This window comes from Curtobacterium sp. DN_7.5, from assembly GCF_022655355.1.
Taxonomy (GTDB): domain Bacteria; phylum Actinomycetota; class Actinomycetes; order Actinomycetales; family Microbacteriaceae; genus Curtobacterium; species Curtobacterium luteum.
Genome location: NZ_CP093378.1, coordinates 2802680 through 2823138, shown reverse-complemented (window position 1 = coordinate 2823138; position 20459 = coordinate 2802680). Strand labels below are relative to the sequence as shown.

The 20459-nt window shown below is 73.1% G+C and carries 23 protein-coding genes and 1 tRNA gene; 10 read left to right on the top strand and 14 right to left on the bottom strand.

The genetic code is table 11. The annotated features are described in order from the left end of the window. Nucleotides 1-363: 363 nt before the first annotated feature. Nucleotides 364-1431 carry a diacylglycerol/lipid kinase family protein gene (locus MON03_RS13050; protein WP_175327258.1) on the bottom strand — a complete coding sequence of 356 codons (1068 nt, stop codon included), beginning with the start codon at nucleotides 1429-1431 and terminating at the stop codon, nucleotides 364-366. A gap of 115 nt (nucleotides 1432-1546) precedes the next feature. Between MON03_RS13050 and serS the strand changes: the two genes are divergently transcribed. The 3 genes from serS to MON03_RS13035 all read left to right on the top strand — a co-directional run bounded on the left by serS (nucleotide 1547) and on the right by MON03_RS13035 (nucleotide 4074). Next, complete coding sequence (gene serS / locus MON03_RS13045) at nucleotides 1547-2812, top strand: serine--tRNA ligase (RefSeq protein ID WP_242088827.1); 1266 nt, start codon at nucleotides 1547-1549, stop codon at nucleotides 2810-2812. After that, nucleotides 2809-3759 carry an HAD family hydrolase gene (locus tag MON03_RS13040; RefSeq protein WP_242088826.1) on the top strand — a complete coding sequence of 317 codons (951 nt, stop codon included), beginning with the start codon at nucleotides 2809-2811 and terminating at the stop codon, nucleotides 3757-3759. The genes serS and MON03_RS13040 overlap by 4 nt, the downstream gene beginning before the upstream one ends. A 227-nt stretch (nucleotides 3760-3986) precedes the next feature. Next, nucleotides 3987-4074, top strand: a tRNA-Ser gene (locus MON03_RS13035). A 12-nt stretch (nucleotides 4075-4086) separates the two neighbouring features. Here MON03_RS13035 and MON03_RS13030 read toward each other — a convergent pair. Then, complete coding sequence (locus MON03_RS13030; RefSeq protein ID WP_242088823.1) at nucleotides 4087-4263, bottom strand: hypothetical protein; 177 nt, start codon at nucleotides 4261-4263, stop codon at nucleotides 4087-4089. Between the two features lie 148 nt (nucleotides 4264-4411). After that, nucleotides 4412-5281 carry a helix-turn-helix transcriptional regulator gene (locus tag MON03_RS13025; protein ID WP_175327254.1) on the bottom strand — a complete coding sequence of 290 codons (870 nt, stop codon included), beginning with the start codon at nucleotides 5279-5281 and terminating at the stop codon, nucleotides 4412-4414. A gap of 109 nt (nucleotides 5282-5390) precedes the next feature. Here MON03_RS13025 and hxlB point away from each other — a divergent pair, with 109 nt between their 5' ends. Together hxlB and hxlA are read left to right on the top strand one after the other, a co-directional pair. After that, nucleotides 5391-5963: a 6-phospho-3-hexuloisomerase gene (hxlB, locus tag MON03_RS13020; protein ID WP_022902398.1), complete on the top strand. Its 573-nt coding sequence runs from the start codon at nucleotides 5391-5393 to the stop codon at nucleotides 5961-5963. A gap of 23 nt (nucleotides 5964-5986) precedes the next feature. Beyond that, entirely contained in the window at nucleotides 5987-6625 is a 639-nt protein-coding gene (hxlA, locus tag MON03_RS13015; RefSeq protein WP_031272415.1) for a 3-hexulose-6-phosphate synthase, read from the top strand. Nucleotides 6626-6710: 85 nt separating this feature from the next. On the opposite strand, the gene mtnN is transcribed toward hxlA, so the two are convergent. The 3 genes from mtnN to MON03_RS13000 form a co-directional block, all read right to left on the bottom strand. Next, nucleotides 6711-7418 (bottom strand): 5'-methylthioadenosine/S-adenosylhomocysteine nucleosidase, encoded by a 708-nt coding sequence (gene mtnN, locus MON03_RS13010; RefSeq protein ID WP_242088821.1) that lies wholly within the window; start codon nucleotides 7416-7418, stop codon nucleotides 6711-6713. 18 nt (nucleotides 7419-7436) lie between these two features. Further along, a complete protein-coding gene (locus MON03_RS13005; RefSeq protein WP_242088819.1) occupies nucleotides 7437-8879 on the bottom strand; it encodes a PepSY-associated TM helix domain-containing protein in 1443 nt (480 codons plus the stop codon). A 200-nt stretch (nucleotides 8880-9079) separates the two neighbouring features. Then, nucleotides 9080-9784, bottom strand: coding sequence for an SDR family oxidoreductase (locus MON03_RS13000; protein ID WP_242088817.1), 705 nt, complete (start codon nucleotides 9782-9784; stop codon nucleotides 9080-9082). A gap of 84 nt (nucleotides 9785-9868) precedes the next feature. Here MON03_RS13000 and MON03_RS12995 point away from each other — a divergent pair, with 84 nt between their 5' ends. After that, nucleotides 9869-10315: a winged helix-turn-helix transcriptional regulator gene (locus MON03_RS12995; RefSeq protein ID WP_242088813.1), complete on the top strand. Its 447-nt coding sequence runs from the start codon at nucleotides 9869-9871 to the stop codon at nucleotides 10313-10315. Nucleotides 10316-10439: 124 nt separating this feature from the next. Here the strand turns inward: MON03_RS12995 and MON03_RS12990 are convergent, their stop codons facing one another. Continuing rightward, the gene (locus tag MON03_RS12990) at nucleotides 10440-10847 is read right to left on the bottom strand and encodes a substrate-binding domain-containing protein (protein ID WP_049976506.1); all 408 of its coding nucleotides are present in this window, start codon (nucleotides 10845-10847) and stop codon (nucleotides 10440-10442) included. Between MON03_RS12990 and MON03_RS12985 the strand changes: the two genes are divergently transcribed. Beyond that, nucleotides 10834-11304, top strand: coding sequence for a BLUF domain-containing protein (locus MON03_RS12985; RefSeq protein WP_242088811.1), 471 nt, complete (start codon nucleotides 10834-10836; stop codon nucleotides 11302-11304). The two genes, MON03_RS12990 and MON03_RS12985, sit on opposite strands and share 14 nt — an antisense overlap. A 203-nt stretch (nucleotides 11305-11507) precedes the next feature. Here the strand turns inward: MON03_RS12985 and MON03_RS12980 are convergent, their stop codons facing one another. The 3 genes from MON03_RS12980 to MON03_RS12970 are packed head-to-tail and all read right to left on the bottom strand — an operon-like array spanning nucleotide 11508 to nucleotide 13950. Beyond that, nucleotides 11508-11930, bottom strand: coding sequence for an RbsD/FucU domain-containing protein (locus MON03_RS12980; RefSeq protein WP_242088809.1), 423 nt, complete (start codon nucleotides 11928-11930; stop codon nucleotides 11508-11510). Then, the gene (locus MON03_RS12975) at nucleotides 11930-12961 is read right to left on the bottom strand and encodes a LacI family DNA-binding transcriptional regulator (protein WP_242088807.1); all 1032 of its coding nucleotides are present in this window, start codon (nucleotides 12959-12961) and stop codon (nucleotides 11930-11932) included. The genes MON03_RS12980 and MON03_RS12975 overlap by 1 nt, the downstream gene beginning before the upstream one ends. After that, the gene (locus MON03_RS12970) at nucleotides 12958-13950 is read right to left on the bottom strand and encodes an aldo/keto reductase (RefSeq protein ID WP_242088805.1); all 993 of its coding nucleotides are present in this window, start codon (nucleotides 13948-13950) and stop codon (nucleotides 12958-12960) included. The genes MON03_RS12975 and MON03_RS12970 overlap by 4 nt, the downstream gene beginning before the upstream one ends. Before the next feature lie 152 nt (nucleotides 13951-14102). Here MON03_RS12970 and MON03_RS12965 point away from each other — a divergent pair, with 152 nt between their 5' ends. From MON03_RS12965 to MON03_RS12955, 3 genes are all read left to right on the top strand, one after another. Further along, a complete protein-coding gene (locus tag MON03_RS12965) occupies nucleotides 14103-15653 on the top strand; it encodes an alpha-L-fucosidase (RefSeq protein ID WP_242088803.1) in 1551 nt (516 codons plus the stop codon). Nucleotides 15654-15731: 78 nt separating this feature from the next. Then, nucleotides 15732-16352, top strand: coding sequence for a ScbR family autoregulator-binding transcription factor (locus MON03_RS12960; RefSeq protein WP_242088801.1), 621 nt, complete (start codon nucleotides 15732-15734; stop codon nucleotides 16350-16352). A gap of 9 nt (nucleotides 16353-16361) precedes the next feature. Continuing rightward, complete coding sequence (locus MON03_RS12955; RefSeq protein ID WP_242088799.1) at nucleotides 16362-16961, top strand: GNAT family N-acetyltransferase; 600 nt, start codon at nucleotides 16362-16364, stop codon at nucleotides 16959-16961. Here MON03_RS12955 and MON03_RS12950 read toward each other — a convergent pair. Genes MON03_RS12950 through MON03_RS12935 form a run of 4 tightly spaced genes read right to left on the bottom strand, consistent with a single transcriptional unit; the run spans nucleotide 16948 to nucleotide 20411 of the window. Beyond that, entirely contained in the window at nucleotides 16948-17397 is a 450-nt protein-coding gene (locus MON03_RS12950; protein WP_022902388.1) for a BLUF domain-containing protein, read from the bottom strand. The two genes, MON03_RS12955 and MON03_RS12950, sit on opposite strands and share 14 nt — an antisense overlap. Beyond that, the gene (locus MON03_RS17440) at nucleotides 17394-18584 is read right to left on the bottom strand and encodes an MFS transporter (protein ID WP_350355054.1); all 1191 of its coding nucleotides are present in this window, start codon (nucleotides 18582-18584) and stop codon (nucleotides 17394-17396) included. The genes MON03_RS12950 and MON03_RS17440 overlap by 4 nt, the downstream gene beginning before the upstream one ends. A 28-nt stretch (nucleotides 18585-18612) precedes the next feature. Beyond that, nucleotides 18613-19242: a response regulator gene (locus MON03_RS12940; RefSeq protein WP_242088796.1), complete on the bottom strand. Its 630-nt coding sequence runs from the start codon at nucleotides 19240-19242 to the stop codon at nucleotides 18613-18615. Then, nucleotides 19239-20411 carry a sensor histidine kinase gene (locus MON03_RS12935; RefSeq protein WP_242088794.1) on the bottom strand — a complete coding sequence of 391 codons (1173 nt, stop codon included), beginning with the start codon at nucleotides 20409-20411 and terminating at the stop codon, nucleotides 19239-19241. Before MON03_RS12935 ends, MON03_RS12940 begins: the two co-directional genes overlap by 4 nt. Nucleotides 20412-20459: the final 48 nt, after the last annotated feature.

Sequence of the window (20459 nt, the reverse complement as noted above, 5' to 3'; positions counted from 1 at the left end):
GCAGCGCCCGCGCCGTGCGCGACTGCGCCCGCGCACGCGCGGCCTCGCACGGTGCGAGGCAGCGCCCGCACCGTGCGAGGTTTCGCGCACCGTGCGACGCCGTGGGCCTCGCACCATGCGCGTGACCTCGCACCATCTGTCGGGACCGCTCGCACCACCGCTCGCACCACCGCTCGGCACCGCCCGCGCCGGCGGCCTCGCACGGTGCGAGGCAGCGCCCGCACCGTGCGAGGTTTCGCGCACCGTGCGACGCCGTGGGCCTCGCACCATGCGCGTGACCTCGCACCATCGGTCAGCGCGGCCCGCGACGCGTCCCAAGCCGGGGACCGGGGCGGGACCCGGTACCGCGGGCTGCAGGCCGGGCTACGGGACCTGACGCGAGCCGTGGCGATCGTCGCCCGGCTTCGGCACGCGGACCCGGAGGCCGAGCGGATCGATGCGCGACCGGAACGCGACGACCTTGCCCACGGGGTCACCGTCGACTTCGAACTCGTCCGCATGCTCGAGCCGCGCCGTGAACTCCTGTCCGCGCAGGTACCGCAGCGGACGCTCCTCCCGCGAGGCCGACACGATCTTCTTGCCCACCGCGGTGTTCGCGAGCGACGACCGCCGGAAGGTTCGGAGGATCCCGTTCTCCCAGAACACCCGCGCCCCGATCCGCACCCACCCGAGGAACCCGCGCGGCCGCATCACGGCGATGTCGAACACGCCGTCGTCGATCTCGGCGTCCGGCAGCAGGATCGCCCCGGCCTGGAGCTGCCCGCAGTTCCCGACGATGAGCGAGTGTGCCCGCGCCGAATGGTTGCCGTCGTCGTCGAGCTGGTAGCGGAACTCGAACGCGTCGGCGTCGCGGACCGAGCGGAACAGCGAGTCCACGTACGCGAGCCACCCGACGCGCTTCTTCAGCTCGGGCCGGGTGTTCGCGAGCATCCGGGCGTCGAGCCCGAGCCCCGCCATCACGAGGAAGCCGAGCTGCTCGCGCTCGCCGCCGTCGCGCTCGACGGTGAGGGTGCCGAAGTCGATCGGACGGTCGTCCCCGTGGAAGATCGTGCGCGCGCTCGCCTCCAGGTCGTCGAGCGGCAGCTTCATGTTGCGGGCGAGCAGGTTGCCCGTCCCGCTTGGCAGCAGGGCGAGGGCGGCGTCGGACCCGTGCACCACCTCGGCTACGGCGCGGACCGTCCCGTCGCCGCCGGCCGCCGCGACCACGTCCGCACCGGCCTCGAGCGCTTCGCGGGTCATGCCGCCGCCCGGGTCCTCCTCGGAGGTCTCGAACCACAGGGTCTCGGCCCAGCCGGCATCGCGCTGGTGCCGTTCGATGGTCTGCTTGAGGGTCGGCAGGTGCACCTTGACCGGGTTGTAGACCACCGCGGCCGTCCGCTGCTCGGTCTGGAGGGCGTCATCCGTGGGCGCGGTCTCCGAAGGGGTCGACATGCTGCCACGGTACCGACCGGACGCTGCGAAGGGACGCGGGCGCGACCAGGGACCGGCCGGGAGGCGCGGGGCGGGCCCGCCCCGCGCCTCCAGGCCGCCCCTTTAGGATGATCCGGTGATCGATCCCCAGCTCCTGCGCGACAACCCCGACGTCATCAAGGCCTCGCAGGAGGCGCGTGGCGCCTCCGTCGACGTCGTCGACGACGCCGTCGCCGCGGACGCGGCCCGGCGGAGCGCGATCACCTCGTTCGAGTCCCTCCGCGCCGAGCAGAACGCCTTCGGGAAGACCGTCGCGAAGGCGCCGAAGGACGAGAAGGCGGCGCTCGTGCAGCAGGCGCAGGCGCTCGCGGCGAAGGTGAAGGAGGCGCAGGCCACCGTCACGGAGGCCGAGGACGCCTTCGACCAGGTCGTCCGGTCGATCCCGAACGTCGTGCTGCCCGACGTGCCGAAGGGCGGCGAGGACGACTTCGTCACCCTCCGCACCGTCGGCACGAAGCCCGAGTTCGACTTCGAGCCGAAGGACCACGCCGACCTCGGCGAGCACCTCGGGATCATCGACATCCCGCGCGGAGTCAAGGTCTCCGGCTCCCGCTTCTACTTCCTCCGCGGCCTCGGCGCCCGACTCGAGATCGCGCTCATGTCGCTCGGCCTCGACCGTGCCGTCGCCGCCGGGTTCGAGCCGCTCATCACGCCGACGCTCGTCCGGCCCGAGACGATGGCCGGCACCGGCTTCCTCGGCGAGCACGCGGCCGAGGTCTACCGCCTCGAGGCCGACGACCTCTACTTGACCGGCACGAGCGAGGTGGCCCTCGCCGGGTTCCACGCCGACGAGATCCTGCCGCTCGCGGAGGGCGAGGCGCACCGATACGCCGGCTGGTCGACCTGCTACCGCCGCGAGGCCGGGTCCGCGGGCAAGGACAACCGCGGCATCCTCCGCGTGCACCAGTTCAACAAGCTCGAGATGTTCTCCTACGTGCACCCCGACGAGGCCGAGGCCGAGCACGAGAAGCTCGTCGGGTACCAGGAGTCGATGCTCCAGGACCTCGGGCTGCACTACCGCGTGATCGACGTCGCCGGCGGTGACCTCGGCACGAGCGCCGCGCGGAAGTTCGACATCGAGGCGTGGGTGCCGACGCAGGGCACCTTCCGCGAACTCACCTCGACCTCGAACTGCACGACGTTCCAGGCCCGTCGCCTCGACATCCGGTACCGCACCGAGTCCGGCAAGACCGCGCCCGTCGCGACCCTCAACGGCACGCTCGCCACCACGCGGTGGATCGTCGCGATCCTCGAGACCCACCAGCAGGCCGACGGGTCGGTCGTCGTGCCCGAGGTGCTCCGCCCGTACCTCGGCGGTGTCGAGGCGATCGAGCCCCGATGACCTCGCACGAGCGGTTCGTCGACGGGACACGAGGCGGCGGGGCTGCCGCTGGTGGCGCTGCTGCCGGTGGTGCCTCGGCCGGTCCCGCGACCGGTGCTGCCGCCGGCGGTGCTGCCGCCGGCGGTGCTGCCGCTGCGGCGCCCGCGCGGACGAAGCGCTGGCTCGTCGCGCTCGACATCGACGGCACCACCATGCGCGAGAACGGCGTCATCACCGACACCGTGATCGCCGCCGTCCGCGACGCCGAGGCAGCCGGGCACGAGGTCATGCTCTCCACCGGCCGCAGCGAGAGCATGACGGTGCCCCTGCTCGAGACGCTCGGCATCCACCCGAAGTACCTCGTCACCGCGAACGGCGCCCTCACGCTCCGCCGTCGCGAGGACGGCTCGTACGAGCACGCACACGTCGAGCAGTTCGACCCGACCGAGGTGCTCCGGACGATCCACGGCGCCCTGGCCGACGCTGCGTTCGGCGTCGAGGACGAGGACGGCCACTTCCTGCTCTCCGGCAACTTCCCCGACGACACCATGACCGTGCAGGGCGAGCACGTGCCGTTCGAGCAGCTGCTCGGCGTCGAGGCCACCCGTGTGGTCGTGATCTCGCCCGGGCACGACACCGAAGACTTCCTGCAGGTCGTCGAGCAGATGGGGCTGCACAAGGTCTCGTACTCGGTCGGCTGGACCTCGTGGCTCGACATCGCTCCCGAGGGCGTGACGAAGGCCACCGCGATGGAGCGGGTGCGCGAGTGGCTCGACATCCCGCGCTCCCGGGTGTTCGCCGCGGGCGACGGTCGGAACGACATCGACATGCTCCGGTGGGCGTCGACGTCCGGTCGTGGGGTCGCGATGGGACAGGCGCCGGACGACGTCATCGAGGCCGGCAACGAGGTGACCGGCGGCGTCACCGACGACGGGCTCGCCGCAGCGCTCGACACGCTGCCGCGGTAGGGCCGGCGCGGGCGCGCGGGCGCGCGGGCGCGCGGGCGCGCGGGCGCTCAGACGCCTCGCACCGTGCGAGGCCCGGCTGGCGCCGCCCGCAGCGTGCGAGGTTCCGCACACCGTGCGGGCCACCAGACGTCCCACCGTGCGTGGAACCTCGCACCATCGGTCGCCAGCCGGGAGGCCCGCTAGACTTCCCGGGACGCGGTCACGTCTCGCCACGTGGTCGCGTCACTGGAGGGTTGTCCGAGCGGCCGATGGAGCCTGTCTTGAAAACAGGTGGGCAGTGATGTCTCGTGGGTTCGAATCCCACACCCTCCGCCACCGGGGTCGCGGCTAGTCCGCCGACACCTCCGCCGGCGCAGCCGTCTCGACCGGTTCGGTCACGACGATCTCGCCCAGTGTGACCGCGCGGCCCACCGCCTCGGCGAGGAACACCACCGCGCACCCGACGACGACGAACGCCCACCCCGCGAGACGGCGACGGAGCGCCCCGGTCGACCTCGACGGCATCTCGTGGCCTCTCGATCATCGTGCTCGGACGGACACCGCTCGTGCCCGATGTGATCGAACCACGATGCCCGCCGAACGGCCGCGGACACCGGGCCTCGTGCGTGAAGTGCATGAGAGGGCGCTCACGAACCCGCCCGAGCGAGCCCGGTCAGCCCCGCACGCTGAACGCCGCGAGCTCCGCCCGCGTCCGGGCCCCGTGCTTCCGGAGCAGGTTCGCCACGTGGTACTTGACCGTGTTGACACTGATGCCGAGTCCGTCCGCGATCTCCCGGTTCCCGACGCCGGTCGCCACGAGCCGCAGCACGTCGCGCTCCCGCTCGGTGAGGTCCGCGTCGTCAGGCACGTCGAGCGTCGCGGGGGAGGGGTCGAGCGGCAGCGCGATGTCGAGCGTCGATCCCCACCCGGGCGTCGAGTCGACCGCGAGGGTGCCGTCCAGGGCGACGACCCGCTCGGCGATGGGCCGGACGGCGTCGTCGTGCACGTCGAGGGTCCCGGCGCCGTCGTCGCGGAGCTGCATGAGCAGGTTCCGTCCGTCGCAGTCCCACTGGATGCGGACTCGGTGGGCGGCGCCGTCGTCCACGAGCGCGAGGACCGCGGTGCGGACGATCGCGCGGGCGCTGTGAGCGACGTCCCCGGGCAGGGCACGGCCGGTGGCGGGCGGCTCGACGAACTGCACGTCGAGGTCGCCGAAGCGGACGAGCGGCCGGAGGTCGGCTCGGAGACGGGAGAACGCGCCGGTCACGGGCTCGAGGAGCGTGCTCCGCTGCCGGTCGCTCGACGTGCGCAGCTCGACGAGTGCAGCCGAGGCGATCTCGACGGCCTCGGCGCGGGCGGCGGCGTCGGAGAGCCGGCCGGAGCGGAGGGCAGCGAGGACGGACTCGAGCGTGAGGGCGTGGCGGTCCGCCGTCTCGGCCACCGTCCGCGCGTGCTCGGCGGCGGCCGTGCGGCTGGACGCCGGTGCGGCCGCTGTCCGGCTGGACGCCGGAGCGGCCGGTGCACCCGGTGACCTCGATCCCACGCACCGAACCTACCCGTCCCACCCGGACGGACCGTCCCACCCGATCGGACGGGACGACCGTGCGCCCGGGCGGCACCGCGTCGACCGACACCACGGCAGCATCGGAGCCATGCCCACCACCACCGTCGCGGACGCCCTCGGCACGATCGGGAGCGAACTGCAGGACCTCGTCGCCGCCGTCCGCGCGGCCGACCCGGCACCGTTCGAGCGTGCACTGACGCTGCTGACCGACGCCGACCGCGTCTTCGTGCACGGTGCCGGACGCTCGGGCCTCGCGCTCCGGATGACCGCGATGCGCCTCATGCACCTCGGGCTCGACGTCCACGTGGTCGGCGAGGTGACGACCCCCGCCATCCGCGAGGGCGACGTGCTCCTCGTCGCGAGCGGCTCCGGCACGACGGGCGGGATCGTCCGCGCGGCCGAGACCGCTGCGGAGGTCGGCGCCCGGGTCCTGGCCGTGAGCACGACGGCCGACTCGCCGCTGTCGACGGCAGCCGACACCACGCTCGTGGTCCCTGCTGCGACGAAGACCGACCGCTCCGGCACCGCGTCCGCGCAGTACGCCGGGAGCCTCTTCGAGCAGGCCGTCGCCCTGCTCGGGGACGCCCTGTTCCACGCGCTCTGGCAGCGCAGCGGGCACTCCGCCGACGACCTGTGGCCCCGCCACGCCAACCTCGAATGACCCACCACCGGAAGGACACCACCATGCAGCTCCAGTTCGCCATGGACACCCTGACCACCGAGCACGCCCTCGAACTCGCCGGCAAGGCCGCGCCGTACGTCGACGTCATCGAGCTCGGCACCCCGCTCATCAAGAGCGCCGGCCTCTCCGCGATCACCGCGGTCAAGGACGCCCACCCCGACAAGATCGTCTTCGCCGACCTCAAGACGATGGACGCCGGGGAGCTCGAGGCCGACATCGCCTTCCAGGCCGGAGCCGACCTCGTCACCGTCCTCGGCGTCGCCGGCGACAGCACGATCGCGGGTGCCGTCAAGGCCGCGAAGCAGCACGGCAAGGGGATCGTCGTCGACCTCATCGGCGTGCCGGACAAGGCAGCCCGCGCGAAGGAGGTCACGGCGCTCGGCGCCGAGTTCGTCGAGATGCACGCGGGCCTCGACGAGCAGGCCGAGGAGGGCTTCACCTTCGAGACGCTCCTGCGCGACGGCGAGGCCTCGGGCGTCGACTTCTCCGTCGCGGGTGGCATCACCACCGACACGATCGCCGCCGTCCAGGCATCGGGCGCGCGGGTCGCCGTGGCCGGCAGTGCGATCTACAGCGCCGACGACGTCGCCGCTGCGGCGTCCGCCCTGCGCGACGCGATCACGGCGTCCGCAGCGGCGTAGTCCTCACCGAGGGACGGACGGGAGGCGCGGTGCCAGCGGGCACCGCGCCTCCAGGCCGTTCCGTGGTCGCGACCACGGCACGACGTCAGCCGGCGAGTCCCGTCACCACGTCGTGGACCACGCGCGCGGCACGCGCCGCCGCGTCGTCGAGGTGCTCCTTGAACTCGTCCCCGTCGGGGGCGCAGAGGTCGCTGATGCAACGGATCGACACGAACGGCATGTCGTGCACGTGCGCGAACTGCGCGATCGCCGCCGACTCCATGTCGACCGCGGCGACCGTCGGGAAGGCGTCGCGGAGCAGGCGTGCGCGACCCTCCGTCACGAAGATCTCGCTCGACCCGATCGTCGCGGCGCGCATCGGGGAGCCGGTGCCGGCGGCGAGCGCGAGGTCGACCAGCCGCTGGTCCGGCTCGTAGCCCGTCGGCATCCCGGGCACCTGGCCGAGCGCGTAGCCGAAGGCCGTCGCGTCGGCGTTGAGGTTCACGTAGCGGTCGCCGACCACGACGTCGCCGATCGCGACCCCGTGCATGAGGCCGCCGGCGGTGCCGACGCTGATCACCGGGATGCCGGAGCCGAAGTCGTGGAACGCGTGCGCGACCGCCGCGGTGGCGTTCGTGAACCCGATCCCGCTGCGGCGGACCGCGACGGTCGCGCCGCCGACGTCGAGCAGGTGGTGCTCGTCGTGGCCGCCGACCGGACCGTCGAGGATGGGGGTGCCGCCGAGGAGTCCCGCGAACGCGGAGACCTCCTCGCTCATGGCGGCGATGACGACCGCGATCGGTGGGTGGTGCACTGATCGAGTCTCGCACGCTCAGCGTCGGCGGGCCGCCCCCACCGTGACGACCACTGCATCGACGAGCAGGAACCCGAGCAGGGTGACACCGACCGTCGGGAGCAGGACCCCGATCGTGGCCGCGACCAGGCCGACCGTGACCAGTCCCCAGCCCGGTGTCCGCGCGAGCGCACCCGCGGCGGGAGCCCGGCCGACGCGAGCGCCGGTGGGGCGTCGCTGCCACCACATCACGTACCCGAAGACGACCATCGCGGCGATGCCGAGCGCGGCGAGCACGAGCACGATCTGGTTCGGCAGCCCGAACAGCACGCCCATGTGCGTGTTGACGCCGAGCTTCGCGGCCTTCGCCATGACCGGGTAGTCGTCCCAGCGCACGGTCGAGACGACGTGGGCATCGCGCGGGTCGACGGCGACGGCGTCCATCGCCACGGGCCAGGTCTGCTTGCTCTCCTCGACGCGCCATGCCTGGTCGGCGGCGGTCGGGACGTGGATCCGGAGCTCGGCGGCGTCGATGTCCGCACCACGGGCAGCCGCGAGGACGGTGTCGAACTGGTCCGGCGTCACCTCGGCCGCGGCAGCCGTCGGGGTGGCGCCGCCGTGGTGGCCGGCGTGCTCCCCGCTCGTTGCGCCGTTCGCGGTCGGCTCGCTGCCGAGGGCCGTGTCGACCGCCGGCGCCTGCCAGCTCAGTGCCGACCGGACCGCGGTCACGTTGTCGCCCGCGAAGTGCGACCACGTGATGCCCGTGGCCGAGAGGAAGAGCGCGCCGAGGAGCACCCAGACGCCGGTCGCGGCGTGCCACGAGAACGTCCGCCGGTACCCGCGCGCGCGGTTGTCCGGCACGACGAGCTCGCGCTTGCGACGAGCTCGACGGATCCGGGTCGCCCACAGCGCGATGCCGGCGAGGGACACGATGCCGAGCCACGACGCCGCCGTCTCGCTGTAGAGCCGGCCGACGTCGCCGAGCAGCAGGCTGCGGTGCACCGTGCTCACCCAGGTGCGGAACGGCAGGGAGCCGGACGTGCCGTACACCGGCAGGTCGCCGCGGACCTCGGCGGTGCCCGGGTCGACGAAGACCGCGCGGGTCGTGGACTCGGCGAGGCCCTCCTCGGTGAACATCACGCGGGTGGTCGTACCGCTCGCCGGGGCCGGGCGGACCTCGGTGACCGTGTCGCCCGGGTGGTGGCGCTCGACGTACTGCTCGGCGGCGGACACCTGGTCGGCGAGGGGGAGTGTGGTCGCGGACTCCGGCGCGGTGAGCTCGTGGGCGTACACCACGCGCTCGATCGACGGGGCCACGGCGTACACGGCACCGCTGAGGGCCGCCACGAGGATGAACGGGCCGACGAACAGTCCGGCGAGGAAGTGCAGGCGCAGCAGGAGTTGGGGGAACCAGCCCGCGCTGGCGGGTGGCCGTGGCGGTGCTGGCGCGGGCGTGTGCGTGGCTGCGGGGGCGTGCGGCATCGGGGCTCTCCGGTGTCGGGCGCGACCTCGTGCCGCACGGAGGAAGACTCTACAAGATGTAGAGCGTCCCTGGTGTGGCAGTGCGCGGGCGGGATGCACGTCGATCGCGACGGAGCACGCGTCGAACGACACGTGCTTCGTCGCGCGGGAGGTGCCACCGGACCGAGCCTGGCCGGGGGTCCGCCAGGCCCCGCGGCCCGTCAGCCCTGCGCGAGCGCCGGGTAGAGCGCCTGCAGCGGTGCACCGAGCCCGGCCCGGACGTTCCGGCTGACCTCGTCGGCGAGGACCTCGTGCTCGCCGGCCTCGACGGCGTCCCAGATCGTGGCGACGATGTCCGCCGGGTCGGCCTTGTCGACGTCGAGGTCGGCGGTCATGCCCGTGTCCGTGTACCCGAGGTGCGCGCCGACGACCTGGGTGCCCTGCGGCGCGAGTTCGAGGCGGAGGGAGTTCGTGATCGACCAGAACGCGGCCTTCGATGCCGAGTACCCGCCCGCGATCGCGAGCCAGCTCAGCACGGAGTGGACGTCCACGAGTGCACCGCCCCCGTTCCCGCCGAGCGTCGGGGCGAACGACTTCGCGACCCGCAGGGCGCCGAACACGTTCGTGGCGAAGACGTGCTCGACGTCCTCGACGCTCGTCTCGACGAGGGGTGCAGCGCCGCCGATGCCGGCGTTGTTGACGACGATCGTGGTGTCGCCGGCGGCCTGCACCGCCGCGTCGACGCTTGCCTGGTCGGTCACGTCGAGCGCGAGCGGCACGACGCGCTCGTCGTCCCAGCTGCGCGGGGTGCGCGCGGTGGCGTAGACCTTGGCGGCGCCGCGGGCGAGGGCCTGGCGGACGAACTCGGTGCCGAGTCCTCCGTTGGCTCCGGTGACGAGGACGACGGCGTCGGTGATGGCGGTCATGGGTGCTCCTGACGAAGGTGGCTGAGTACGGGTACCGAACCTAGCACGGTGCATCCGTATTCCGAACCCAGGTAGGGTGGGGCCATGCTCGGCATCCTCGGCGGCGACGAGCGCTGCCCCATCGCGCGGTCCCTCGACGTCCTCGGCGAGAAGTGGTCCCTCATGCTGGTCCGCGACGCGATGCTCGGCGTGACGCGGTTCAGTGACTTCCGGGAGCGACTCGGCATCCCGCGCGAGGTCCTCACCGCGCGCCTGGGCTCCCTGGTCGAGGGCGGCGTGCTCGAGCGGGTCTCCTACAAGCCCGACGGGGGGCGGTCGCGGGAGGAGTACGTCCTCACCGACGCCGGCCGCGACCTCGCCCCGGTCCTGCTCGCACTGGGTGCGTGGGCGGACCGGCACCACCCGTCCGCGCGGCCGTCGGACCTCGCGATCGTGGACCGCGAGACGGACGAGGTGGTCGTGCCGGCAGCCGTGGTCGCTGCGACCGGGCGGCCGGTCCCGCTCGACCGGCTCGCCGTCCGGGGCGTCTGACCCGGAGGGTGCGCCGCGGCGTCCACCCCGGGTGGGCCGACCGCCTCGGCACAGCGTGACCAGATGACGGCCGGGAGGCCCGTGGCGGGCCCGCCACGGGCCTCCCGGCCGTCGCGCGCGTGCGTCAGCGACGCACGCTGCAGCCGCAGCTCGCGCCGAGGACCAACTCCGGCGGCATGAGGCCGCCGTGTCCGCCGTCCGTGTCGTCGATCCCGAGGACGCGGTCGACGGCGGCGCGGGCCATCGCCTCGATCGGCTGCCGGACGGTCGTGAGCTGGGGGTTCGTGTAGTCCGCCTCGGCGGCGCCGTCGAAGGAGACGATCGCGACGTCCTCCGGGACGACGACTGCCAGTCCGGCCTCACGCAGCTCTGGAAGGGCAAGGACGGGACCCGCACCGGTCGCGACCAGGACCGCCCGGGACCCGGACCGTCCGGAACACGCGTTCGTCCACGGGCCCGGTGCGGTCCGTGGACGACCACGTTGACGGATGTTCCGGACCGGAACGACACTGGCGCCGATGACCTCCCTCACCTCCCTCGTGTACATGTCCGTCGCCGTCGACGAGCTCACCGACCACGACCTCGTCGCCATGCTCCGCGAGGCCCGGCTCCGCAACGACGCCCTCGGCGTCTCCGGACTGCTCCTCGCGAAGGACGGCCGCTTCCTCCAGGTGCTGGAGGGTCCGGCGTGGAGCGTCGAGGACCGTTACGCGGCCATCGAGCGCGACCCGCGCCACACCGAGGTGCAGTCGCTGTCGCGGGAGCAGATCGAGTCCCGGCGGTTCGACGGCTGGGCGATGGCGTTCGGTTCGCCCTCGGACGCCGACGTCCTCGACGAGCCCGGGTTCAGCGGGTTCCTGCAGCGCCGGGAGGGCCTGCCCGCGTCGCTGTCGGGGACCTCCGCCGACTTCCTGCTGCGGTGGTTCCGTGGTCGGGACCTCGGCGCCGGCCGGGAGGAACGGATCACCCTGGGCAGGCACGCCGCCTGACCGGGGCCGCGGCCGGGTGTGCGCCGGGCGCTCGCACGCTCAGTTCCGGCCGCCGCCGGACGACAGCGTCGTCGTCGTACGACGGCGGCCGGGTCGTCCGTTGCGGGCGCTGACTGTTGCGGACGCGGGACTGCGACGGTGCCGTCGTCGTCCGACAGCGGCGACGTCGTACATGGGCGGCGCCTCGTGATCGGCCGACGGGGTCAGGCGGTCGCGACGAAGCCGACCTCGAGCAGCAGGTTCGCGTGTGACCGCTGGTCGCCCGTGGCGATGACGAGCCCGGTCTCCGGCGCCCGGACGGCGTCGTAGAACGCGAACCGGTCGAGCGACCCGAACGGCACGTCCGGCCCGAGGATACGCCGGTAGCCGTCGTGCGCCGTCACCGGGGCGTCCGGCGGCGCCGTCATCACGGTCGCGGCCTCGAAGGGCACGGCGTCGAGGAGCGTCGTCAGGACCTCGTCGACGTCGAGCACGCCCGGACGCCAGTTGAGGTGCACGAGCTCCGCCCGGGGGTGCATCGCGGTCGCGAACGGGTAGTTCCCGTCGGCGAGGAGCACCCGCGACCCGTGGCCGAGCGAGGCCAGCGCACTCAGGGTCGGGCGGTGGGTCAGCGTGTAGCGCAGCATCAGTGCTCCGGGGTCGTCGTGGATGGTCCGAGGTGGGCGACGGACCCGCCGGCGACGAGCCGCGGTGCGACCACGACGTCGACCGGCGGCGCCGGAGGAGTGGCCCCGGCGGTCCGCTCGGCGAGCCGTTCCCGGATGCGGTCGGCGGCCCGTACGGCGAGTTCGTGCGTGGGCTGTTCGATGACGGTGAGCTTCGGGACCGTCACCTGCGCGAGCTCGCGGCCGTCGAACCCCAGGACCGACATCTCCCGACCCAGGGTCAGCCCGGATTCGTTCAGGGCGATCACCGCCCCGATGGTGAGCTCGTGGTTCGCGCAGAAGACCGCCGTCGGACGCTCCGGCAGCACGAGCAGCCGCTGCATCGCCGCCTGCCCGTGCTCCACCGTGAGCGGACCGGTGAGCACGGCCTCCGGTGCCGGGTCGACCCCGGCCCGGGCAGCGGCGGCACGGAAGCCCTGCACCCGGCCGCGCATGGTCGACACCGCGGGATCGCCACCGACCACACCGAGCCGCCGGTGCCCGTGGTCGACCAGGTGCTGCGCGGCGAGGGCCCCGGCGCGCTCGTTGTCGAGGAAGACCCCGTCGGTGTCGAGCCCGTCCGCACGCCAGTCGATCTGCACGACGGGGACGTGCTCGGCGGCGCGTGCGAGGGGGACGACGTCGTGCGGGGAGGGGACGGCGATGATCCCGTCGACCATGCGGCTGCGCAGCAGGTCGACCGCTCCGGCCTCGGCGTCCGGGCTCGACGACACGATGACGCTGCCGCCGGTCGGTCGGAGGGCGCTCTCGACCCCGGCGATCACCGTCAGGTGGAAGTCGTTGTCGAGCGCGGGCAGGAGCACCCCGATCGTGCCGGACCGTCGGGAGCGCAGGCTCCGCGCGAACGCGTTCGGGAGGAAGCCGAGGGCCGTCGCCGCACGCTCGATGGCGCGGGCGTTCTCCGCCCGGACCGTCCCGCCGTTGTAGAACTTCGAGATCGTCGCGAGCGACAGCCCGGTCTCGCGCTGCAGGTCCTTGTAGGTCGCCGTCACGCGAGGCCGCCCGGGATCGTGCCGTCCTCGTCCCACAGGTCGTGCCAGCTCGTGGCGCCGGGCCACAGGAACACCTGTCCCTTGATGAGCCGTGCTCCTCGGTCGACCGCCGCCATCGCCCGGAGCTCGTCGGGAGTCAGCGGGTCGGCGAGTGCACCCTCGAGGTTCGCCCGGTACTGCTCCGGCTTGACCGAGAACGGGATCGGGACCTGCCCGCGGGCGACGGCCCACTGCAGGCAGACCACGGCCGGGTGCACGCCGTGGGCCTCGGCGATCCGGAGGACGGTCGGGTGCTCCACGTCCACCGGGTCGTCCTCGGTGCGGTCGCGCTCGGGGCGGGACGGCGATCCGAGCGGCGAGTAGCCGACGGGCTGGATGTCGTTGTCCACGCAGAACCCGAACAGCTCGGGTTGCTGGAACGTCGGGTGCAGCTCCATCTCGTTGAGGGACGGCAGCACGCGGGCGTCCCGGAGCAGCAGCCGGAGCTTCGGGACGGTGGTGTTCGAGGTCCCGAGGTGCCGCACGACCCCCTCGTCGACGAGCCCCTCGAGCGCACGCCACAGTGCCGTGTAGGCGGCGTGGTCGTACGGGCGCGCCGTCCGGTCGCGGTCCTCGACCGAGGCGTGCGGCGCGTGGTGGTTCGGGAACGGCCAGTGCACGAACACCGCGTCGAGGTGGTCGGTGCCGAGGTCCCGGAGTGAACGACGGACCGAAGCGACGGCAGCGTCCGGGTCGTGCGCGTCGTTCCAGACCTTCGACATGACGAAGAGGTCGTCGCGCGGGACACCGCTCGCCGCGATCGCCCTGCCCACCGCGGCCTCGTTGCCGTAGACCGCTGCGCAGTCGACGAGCCGGTACCCGGCCTCCAATCCGCCGCGCACGGCGGCCGCGACCTCCTCCGGCCCGTACCGGTCGGAACCGAAGGTCCCGAGGCCGATCACGGGGATCGTCGCGCCGGTCCGCAGGGTGCGTGTGGTCGCGGTGTCCATGGGTGGTCCTCTCGGGAGCGGGGCGACGGGTCGGACGACCCGGAGCACGACGAGCCGAACAGAAGACGGAACGTTTCGGGTCGACCGTCACGACACAGGCTAGCGCTCCGGCTGGCGGGAGCGTAACGTTTCGTGCAACTCGAGGAGGAGTGATGACCGCACCGCACGACCTGCCCCGCATCGACCCGGAGACCCTGCCGGAACCGGTCGACGTCCACGACAACTCGGAGGCGCTGGCGGCGGTCCGGGCGGTGATCGCCGCGGGGCCGTACGACGCGACCTGGGAGTCGTTGCAGCGGTACACGCCGCCGCGCTGGTACCAGGACGCGAAGTTCGGCGTCTTCCTGCACTGGGGCGTCTACTCCGTGCCGGCGTTCCGGAACGAGTGGTACTCGCGCGACATGTACCGGGAGGGCACGCCCGAGTTCGAGCACCACGTGGCGACGTACGGACCGCAGTCCGGGTTCGGGTACAAGGACTTCATCCCGTCCTTCACCATGGAGCGGTTCGACCCGCACGCCTGGGCGGCCCTCTTCCGTCGCGCCGGGGCGCAGTTCGTGGTGCCGGTCGCCGAGCACCACGACGGGTTCGCGATGTACGACACGGACCGCTCCCGGTGGAGCGCGGCCCGGATGGGACCGGAGCGCGACGTGTTCGGTGACCTCCTCGGCGCGGTCGACGACGCGTTCATGGTCCGGGGTGCGTCTTCGCACCGGGCCGAGCACTGGTTCTTCATGAACGGGGGGACCCGGTTCGACTCGGACGTGCTCGATCCACGGTTCATCGACTTCTACGGCCCGGCGCAACGGGAGGAGACCGCGCCGAACGAACGGCACCTGGAGGACTGGCTGCTCCGCACGGTCGAGGTGATCGACAAGTACCGGCCGCAGGTGCTGTGGTTCGACTGGTGGATCGAGCAGCCCGCGTTCGAGCCGTGGCTCCGGACCCTCGCCGCGTACTACTACGACCGCGCCGCCGAGTGGGGCCGCGAAGTCGTCATCAACTACAAGTGGCAGGCGTTCGCCGAGGGCTCGGCGGTCTACGACATCGAGCGCGGCGCGATGGGCGCCACCCCGCCGTTCGTCTGGCAGAACGACACCGCGGTGTCGAAGACCGCGTGGTGCTGGGTGGAGGGGCACGACTACAAGACCGCGCGGGACCTCGTGGCGGAACTCGTCGACGTCGTCGCGAAGAACGGGGTGCTCCTGCTCAACGTCGGCCCGAAGCCGGACGGCACCATCCCCGAGCCGGAGCAGCAGCTGCTCGAGGACATCGGGCGCTGGCTCGTCGTGAACGGGGAGGCGATCTACGGCACGCGCCCCTGGACCGTGTCGGGCGAGGGGCCGACCCGTGTGCAGGCGGGATCGTTCGTCGACGCGGACCTGCCGGTGTACGTCGCCGAGGACGTCCGCTTCACCCGCCGCACCGACGTCACCGGCGAGTACGTCCATGCGGTCCTCCTCGCCGACCCCGCGGACGGGACGGCCCGGATCCGGTCCTTCGGCAGCGGTGCCGGCCTGCTCACCCGTCCCATCAGGAGCGTGCAGGTGCTCGGCGTCGACGGCGAGGCCGCCTGGACGCAGACCGTGGAGGCCCTCGAGGTCGAGGTCCCGCGGTCGACGAGCCCGCACTCCGGTCCCGTGGTGAAGGTGTGGCTCGAGCCGGAGACGCCGCCGGAGCGGACCGACAGCCTGCACGGCTGACACGCTGAGGTGAGCACCCCTCGGACTGGAGGCGCGGGTCGGGCCCGACCCGCGCCTCCAGACCGGCACACTGGAGGCGTGGAACGCCGCGCACTGATCCTGGAGGCCGCCGCCCGCGAGTTCGAGCGCGTCGGCTACGCCGCCACGACCATCGCGGCGGTCGCCCGCGAGGCGGGTGTCCCGCAGGGGACGCTGCACTTCCACTTCCCCACGAAGGTGTCCCTCGCGCTCGGCGTCATCGACGAGCAGAACGTCAGGACCTTCGACGTCGTGAGCCACGTCGACTCGTCGCCCACCGTGGCGCTCGTCGCGGCGTCGAGGGGCATCGCCGGGATGCTCCTCACCGACCCCGTCGTGAGCGCGGGCATCCGGCTCTCCCTCGAACGCGGCGAGTTCGGTGCGGCGACGGCGGCCTTCTACGAGCAGTGGATCGGCGGGATCAGCGACCTGTTCCGCCTCGCGATCGCGGCCGGTGAACTGCGGACGGACCTGTCCGCGGAGGAACTCGGTGCGACCGTCGTGCCGATGTTCACGGGGGTGCAGCTCGTGTCCGCCGTGCGGACCGGCCGCCAGGACCTCTTCCCGGCGGTCGCGGCGATGTGGCGGATCGTGATCGCCGGCATCGCGGCCCCGCGTCACCGCGAGCGGCTGCTCGGCGTCGTCGCGGAGCTCTTCGGCGACCAGCCCGTCGGCGCCTAGGCTCGGTGCATGGGGGAGACCACCGTCCTGCCGGCCGACCACGCGGAGGTCGCCGCACGTCTCGACGCCGGGTGGCGGATCACCGCGCGGTCATGGGCGGCGCAGCTCGACGCCGCACACGTCGACCGGCCGCGGCTCACTGCGCTCGTCGACCGGATCGCGCCGGTCGTGGTCCGCGAACTCGGCACGGCCGACCTCGACGCCGTCCTCCGGCTCGACGCCGCCACCGTGCACGACTACCCGGGGAGCGTCGCCACGCAGCACACCGCCCTGACCCGATCCTCGGCCACACCCACGGCGGCTCGGCGGGCGTTCGGCGCGCTGACGCCGGACGGGGAGCTCGTCGGGATGACGTTCGTCGACGTCGAGGGCGACACCGTCGAGACCGCGTTCACCGTGGTCGACGGGACGCACCGTGGCGCGGGCGTCGGCCAGGCCGTGAAGGCCGCGTCCGTGCTGGCCCTGCTCGAGGACGACGCCGTCGTCCGATTCCGGACCGGAGGCTCGGACGACAACCCGGCGATCATCGCCGCCTGCGCCGCGCTCGGGTACCGACGTGACGAGGAGTGGGTGACGCTCGGACCGCCGGCGACGGTCAGGAGTCGGTGAGTTCCCGCGAACGGAACCACTTCAGCAGCCAGGCGGAGCTCGTCCGGTCGAACTCGGGCGGGAAGTCGAGGTCGCTGGTGAGGAACGGGCTGAACCCCTCCTGCTGCTCGACGTCGGCGTCCTCGAGCGCGCGGTACGCCATCGCCCAGCCGTCGAAGCGTCGGCGGTCGATGTCCTCGCGGACGAGCGACTTCACGTCACCGTGCCGGGCATCACGGGAGATCGCGGCGAAGCGGTCGTCGACGCTCCACGCAGGTCCTTCGAGCAGCTGCATGAACCGGCCGCCCTTCGCGACCAGGAGCCCGGAGACGCCGAGGGCGGTGTTGCGCAGCCGCGCCGCCGTCAGGAGCTCCTGCATGTCGCCGTCCTCGAAGGGGACGTTCGCGCGGCTCATGTAGAGGATGGAGACGAGCACCGTCTCATCCTGGCGCGTCATCCGGGGAGCCTCGAACGTTGTCCGGATCGCGCAGTCCTGGTCGCGGACGCGATGCACGCGGAGACCACGAGCAGCCCGGCCGGGACGAGCATCGCCGCCTGCAGCCCGAGGTGCTCGCCGAGGAACCCGAGCAACGGCGGACCCGCGAGGAACGCCACGTACCCGGCCGTCGCGACGACGGAGACCCGGCGGTCCCCGTCCGTCGGGTGGTCGCCGGCGGCGGAGATGGCCAGCGGGAACCCGAGCGCGATCCCGAGACCCCAGACCGCGGCACCCACCGCGGTCACGACCGGTGTCGCCGCCGTCACGACCAGCAGGACACCCAGGGTCCCGATGACCGCGCACGCTCGGATCACCGGTGCACGGCCGAACCGTGCCACGAGCGGTGTCCCCGCGCTGCGGCCGACGAGCATCGCCAGGGCGAAGCCGGTGAAGACGAGCGACCCCGTGACCTCGGGGGCGTCGTGCCCGGTCGTGATGAGGAGCGGCAGCCAGTCGGACGCGGCCCCCTCGGCGAACGCCATCGCGAGCGTGATGACGCCGATGAGCAGGACCTGCACCGTCAGGACCGAGCGGAGGCGCGGGGCCGGCGCAGCCGTGCCGACGGTGTCCGCCGGGTCGACGCGGTGCTCGGGACGGAGGTTGGCCGCGGCGTAGACCGCCAGACCCGCCATCACCACGGTCGCGGTGAGCAGGTGCGCCGTGACCGGTGTGCGCAGGGCCGTCAGCCCGATGCCCGCCGCACCACCGACCACGGTGCCCAGGCTGAAGCAGGCGTGCAGGACCGGCACGACCGGGCGACCGAGCCGCCGTTCGACGGCGGCGGCCTCCACGTTGAGTCCGATCTCCGCCGCGCCGCAGCCGAAGCCGATGCACCAGAGACCCACCCACACCCCGGCCGTGAGGTGCGCGGGCGCCAGGAGTGCGACCAGCAGCATGCCGACGACCGGCAGCGCTGCGCCGACGAGCACGAGCGGACGGGTGCCGATCCTCCGGACGAGGGCGCCGGCGCCGAGGATGCCGATCATCGACCCGACGGAGAGCCCGAGCAGGACGAGACCCATCGTCTCGATGCTGGCACCGAGCTCGTCGCGGACGGCCGGCGTCCGGGTGATCCAGGAGGCGATCCCGAACCCCGTCATCGTCGACGTGGCGAACAGGGCAGCACGGTGTCGGGCCCGCATCACCCCATCAGACCGTGCCGCGGTCGGCGGGTCAAGCGCCGCGCCGCAGGATCCCCAGCCGCAGCGCCTCGCGGACGGCGGCGGTCCGCGAGGACACCCCGAGCTTCGAGAACACGTGCACGAGGTGCGACTTCACGGTGGCGTCGGAGATGAACAGCCGGGAGGCGACCTCGGTGTTCGGAGCACCCTCGGCGACGAGCGCGAGCACCTCGATCTCCCGCGCGGACAGCGCGACCCGCGGCGCACGCATCCGCGCCATCAGACGTCCGGCGATCGCCGGAGCCAGCGCACTCTGGCCGGACGCCGCCGCCCGGACCGCTGCGACGAGCTCCTCCGGTGGCGCGTCCTTCAGCAGGTAGCCGCTCGCTCCGGCCTCGACGGCGCCCAGGATGTCGCCGTCCGTGTCGTAGTTCGTGAGGACGAGGACGTACGGTGCGGCGTCCAGCGCCCGGATGCGGCGCGTGGCGTCGGCGCCGGTGGTCCGCTCGCCGAACTGCAGGTCCATCAGCACCAGCTCGGGCGTGAGCCGTGCGGCGAGCTCGACCGCCTGGTCCGGGGTGGACGCGTCGGCGAGCACTGCGATGTCGTCCTCGCCGTCGAGCAGCGCACGGAGTCCGGCACGGACGACGGGGTGGTCGTCGGCGATGACGACGTGGATCACGGGACCTCCAGCGTGGCGACGACCGTCGTGCCGGAGCCGGGCGAGGAGTCGACCTCGAGGCGTCCGCCGAACTGCGCGACACGGTCGGCCATCGCCCGGAGACCGAACGAGTCGGTCGAGCGGGCCCGGCCGTCGACGGCGACCACGTCGAAGCCGCGCCCGTCGTCCGTCACCGTGAGTCGTGCCTCCCGGCCGTCGACCGCCAGCACGAGGCGGACGCGGGCGGCCCCGGCATGCTGCACCACGTTCGCGACGGCGCCCTGGGCGATGCGGAGCAGCGCGGTCTGCAGGTCCATCGGGAGCGCGACCGTCTCCGGGGCGTCGACCGCGACGGTCACGCCGTCGGCGGACCACTGCGTCGCGGCGAGCCGGCGCAGTGCCGCAGGGAGGCCCGCTTCGAGGGTGGGCGGCGCCAGTTCGCGGATGAAGCGACGAGTGTCGGCGAGTCCGTCGGCGGCGGTCTCGCGCGCGAGCCGGACGTGCTCGGCGCCGGGTCGGTCCCCGTCGGCACGCTCCGCGGCGTGCAGCAGCATCTGGATGCTCGACAAGCCCTGCGCCACGGTGTCGTGGATCTCCCGGGCGAGCCGTGCGCGCTCGGCGAGGACGCCCTGCTCCCGTTCGGTCGCGGCGAGTCGGTCACGGGTGGCGAGCAGCTCGGCGACCAGCTCCTCGCGTTCCGCGGCCTCGCGGGCGAGCGCACGGTAGCCGAGCCCGATGAGGAGGGCGACACCCGCTCCGACGACCGGTCCGACCACGCCACCGACGGTGAAGCCGCCGTGCACCCCGATCGCCGAGATCGCCACGGCGGTGGCCACGACGACGGCGACGGGTCCCACCACGCGCGGGAGGACGTGCAGGTAGAGGAAGAACAACGGGAAGACGAGGTAGGCGGCTTCCGGCACGAGGACGAGGAGCGCCGTCCACAGCACCGTCAGCCCGACCAGCCAGAGCACTCCGGCGCGCGACCGGCGACCCTCGGCGGCACGGGCGATGCGAGCGCCGAGCAGGTACACCGCGCCGAACGCCGCCGCGAGCACGAGCGACGGCAGGGCCCAGGGGCCGCCGACGACCGCGACCCGCACGACGACGAGCGCGAGCAGTGTGGCGAACAGCACGTGCAGGCCGGTGCGGAGACCGACGAAGACCGGGGTGAGCGTGCTGTGGACCATGTGTCCGTCAGCCTACGGACGCCGTTGTCCCGACGGATCAACCGAAAG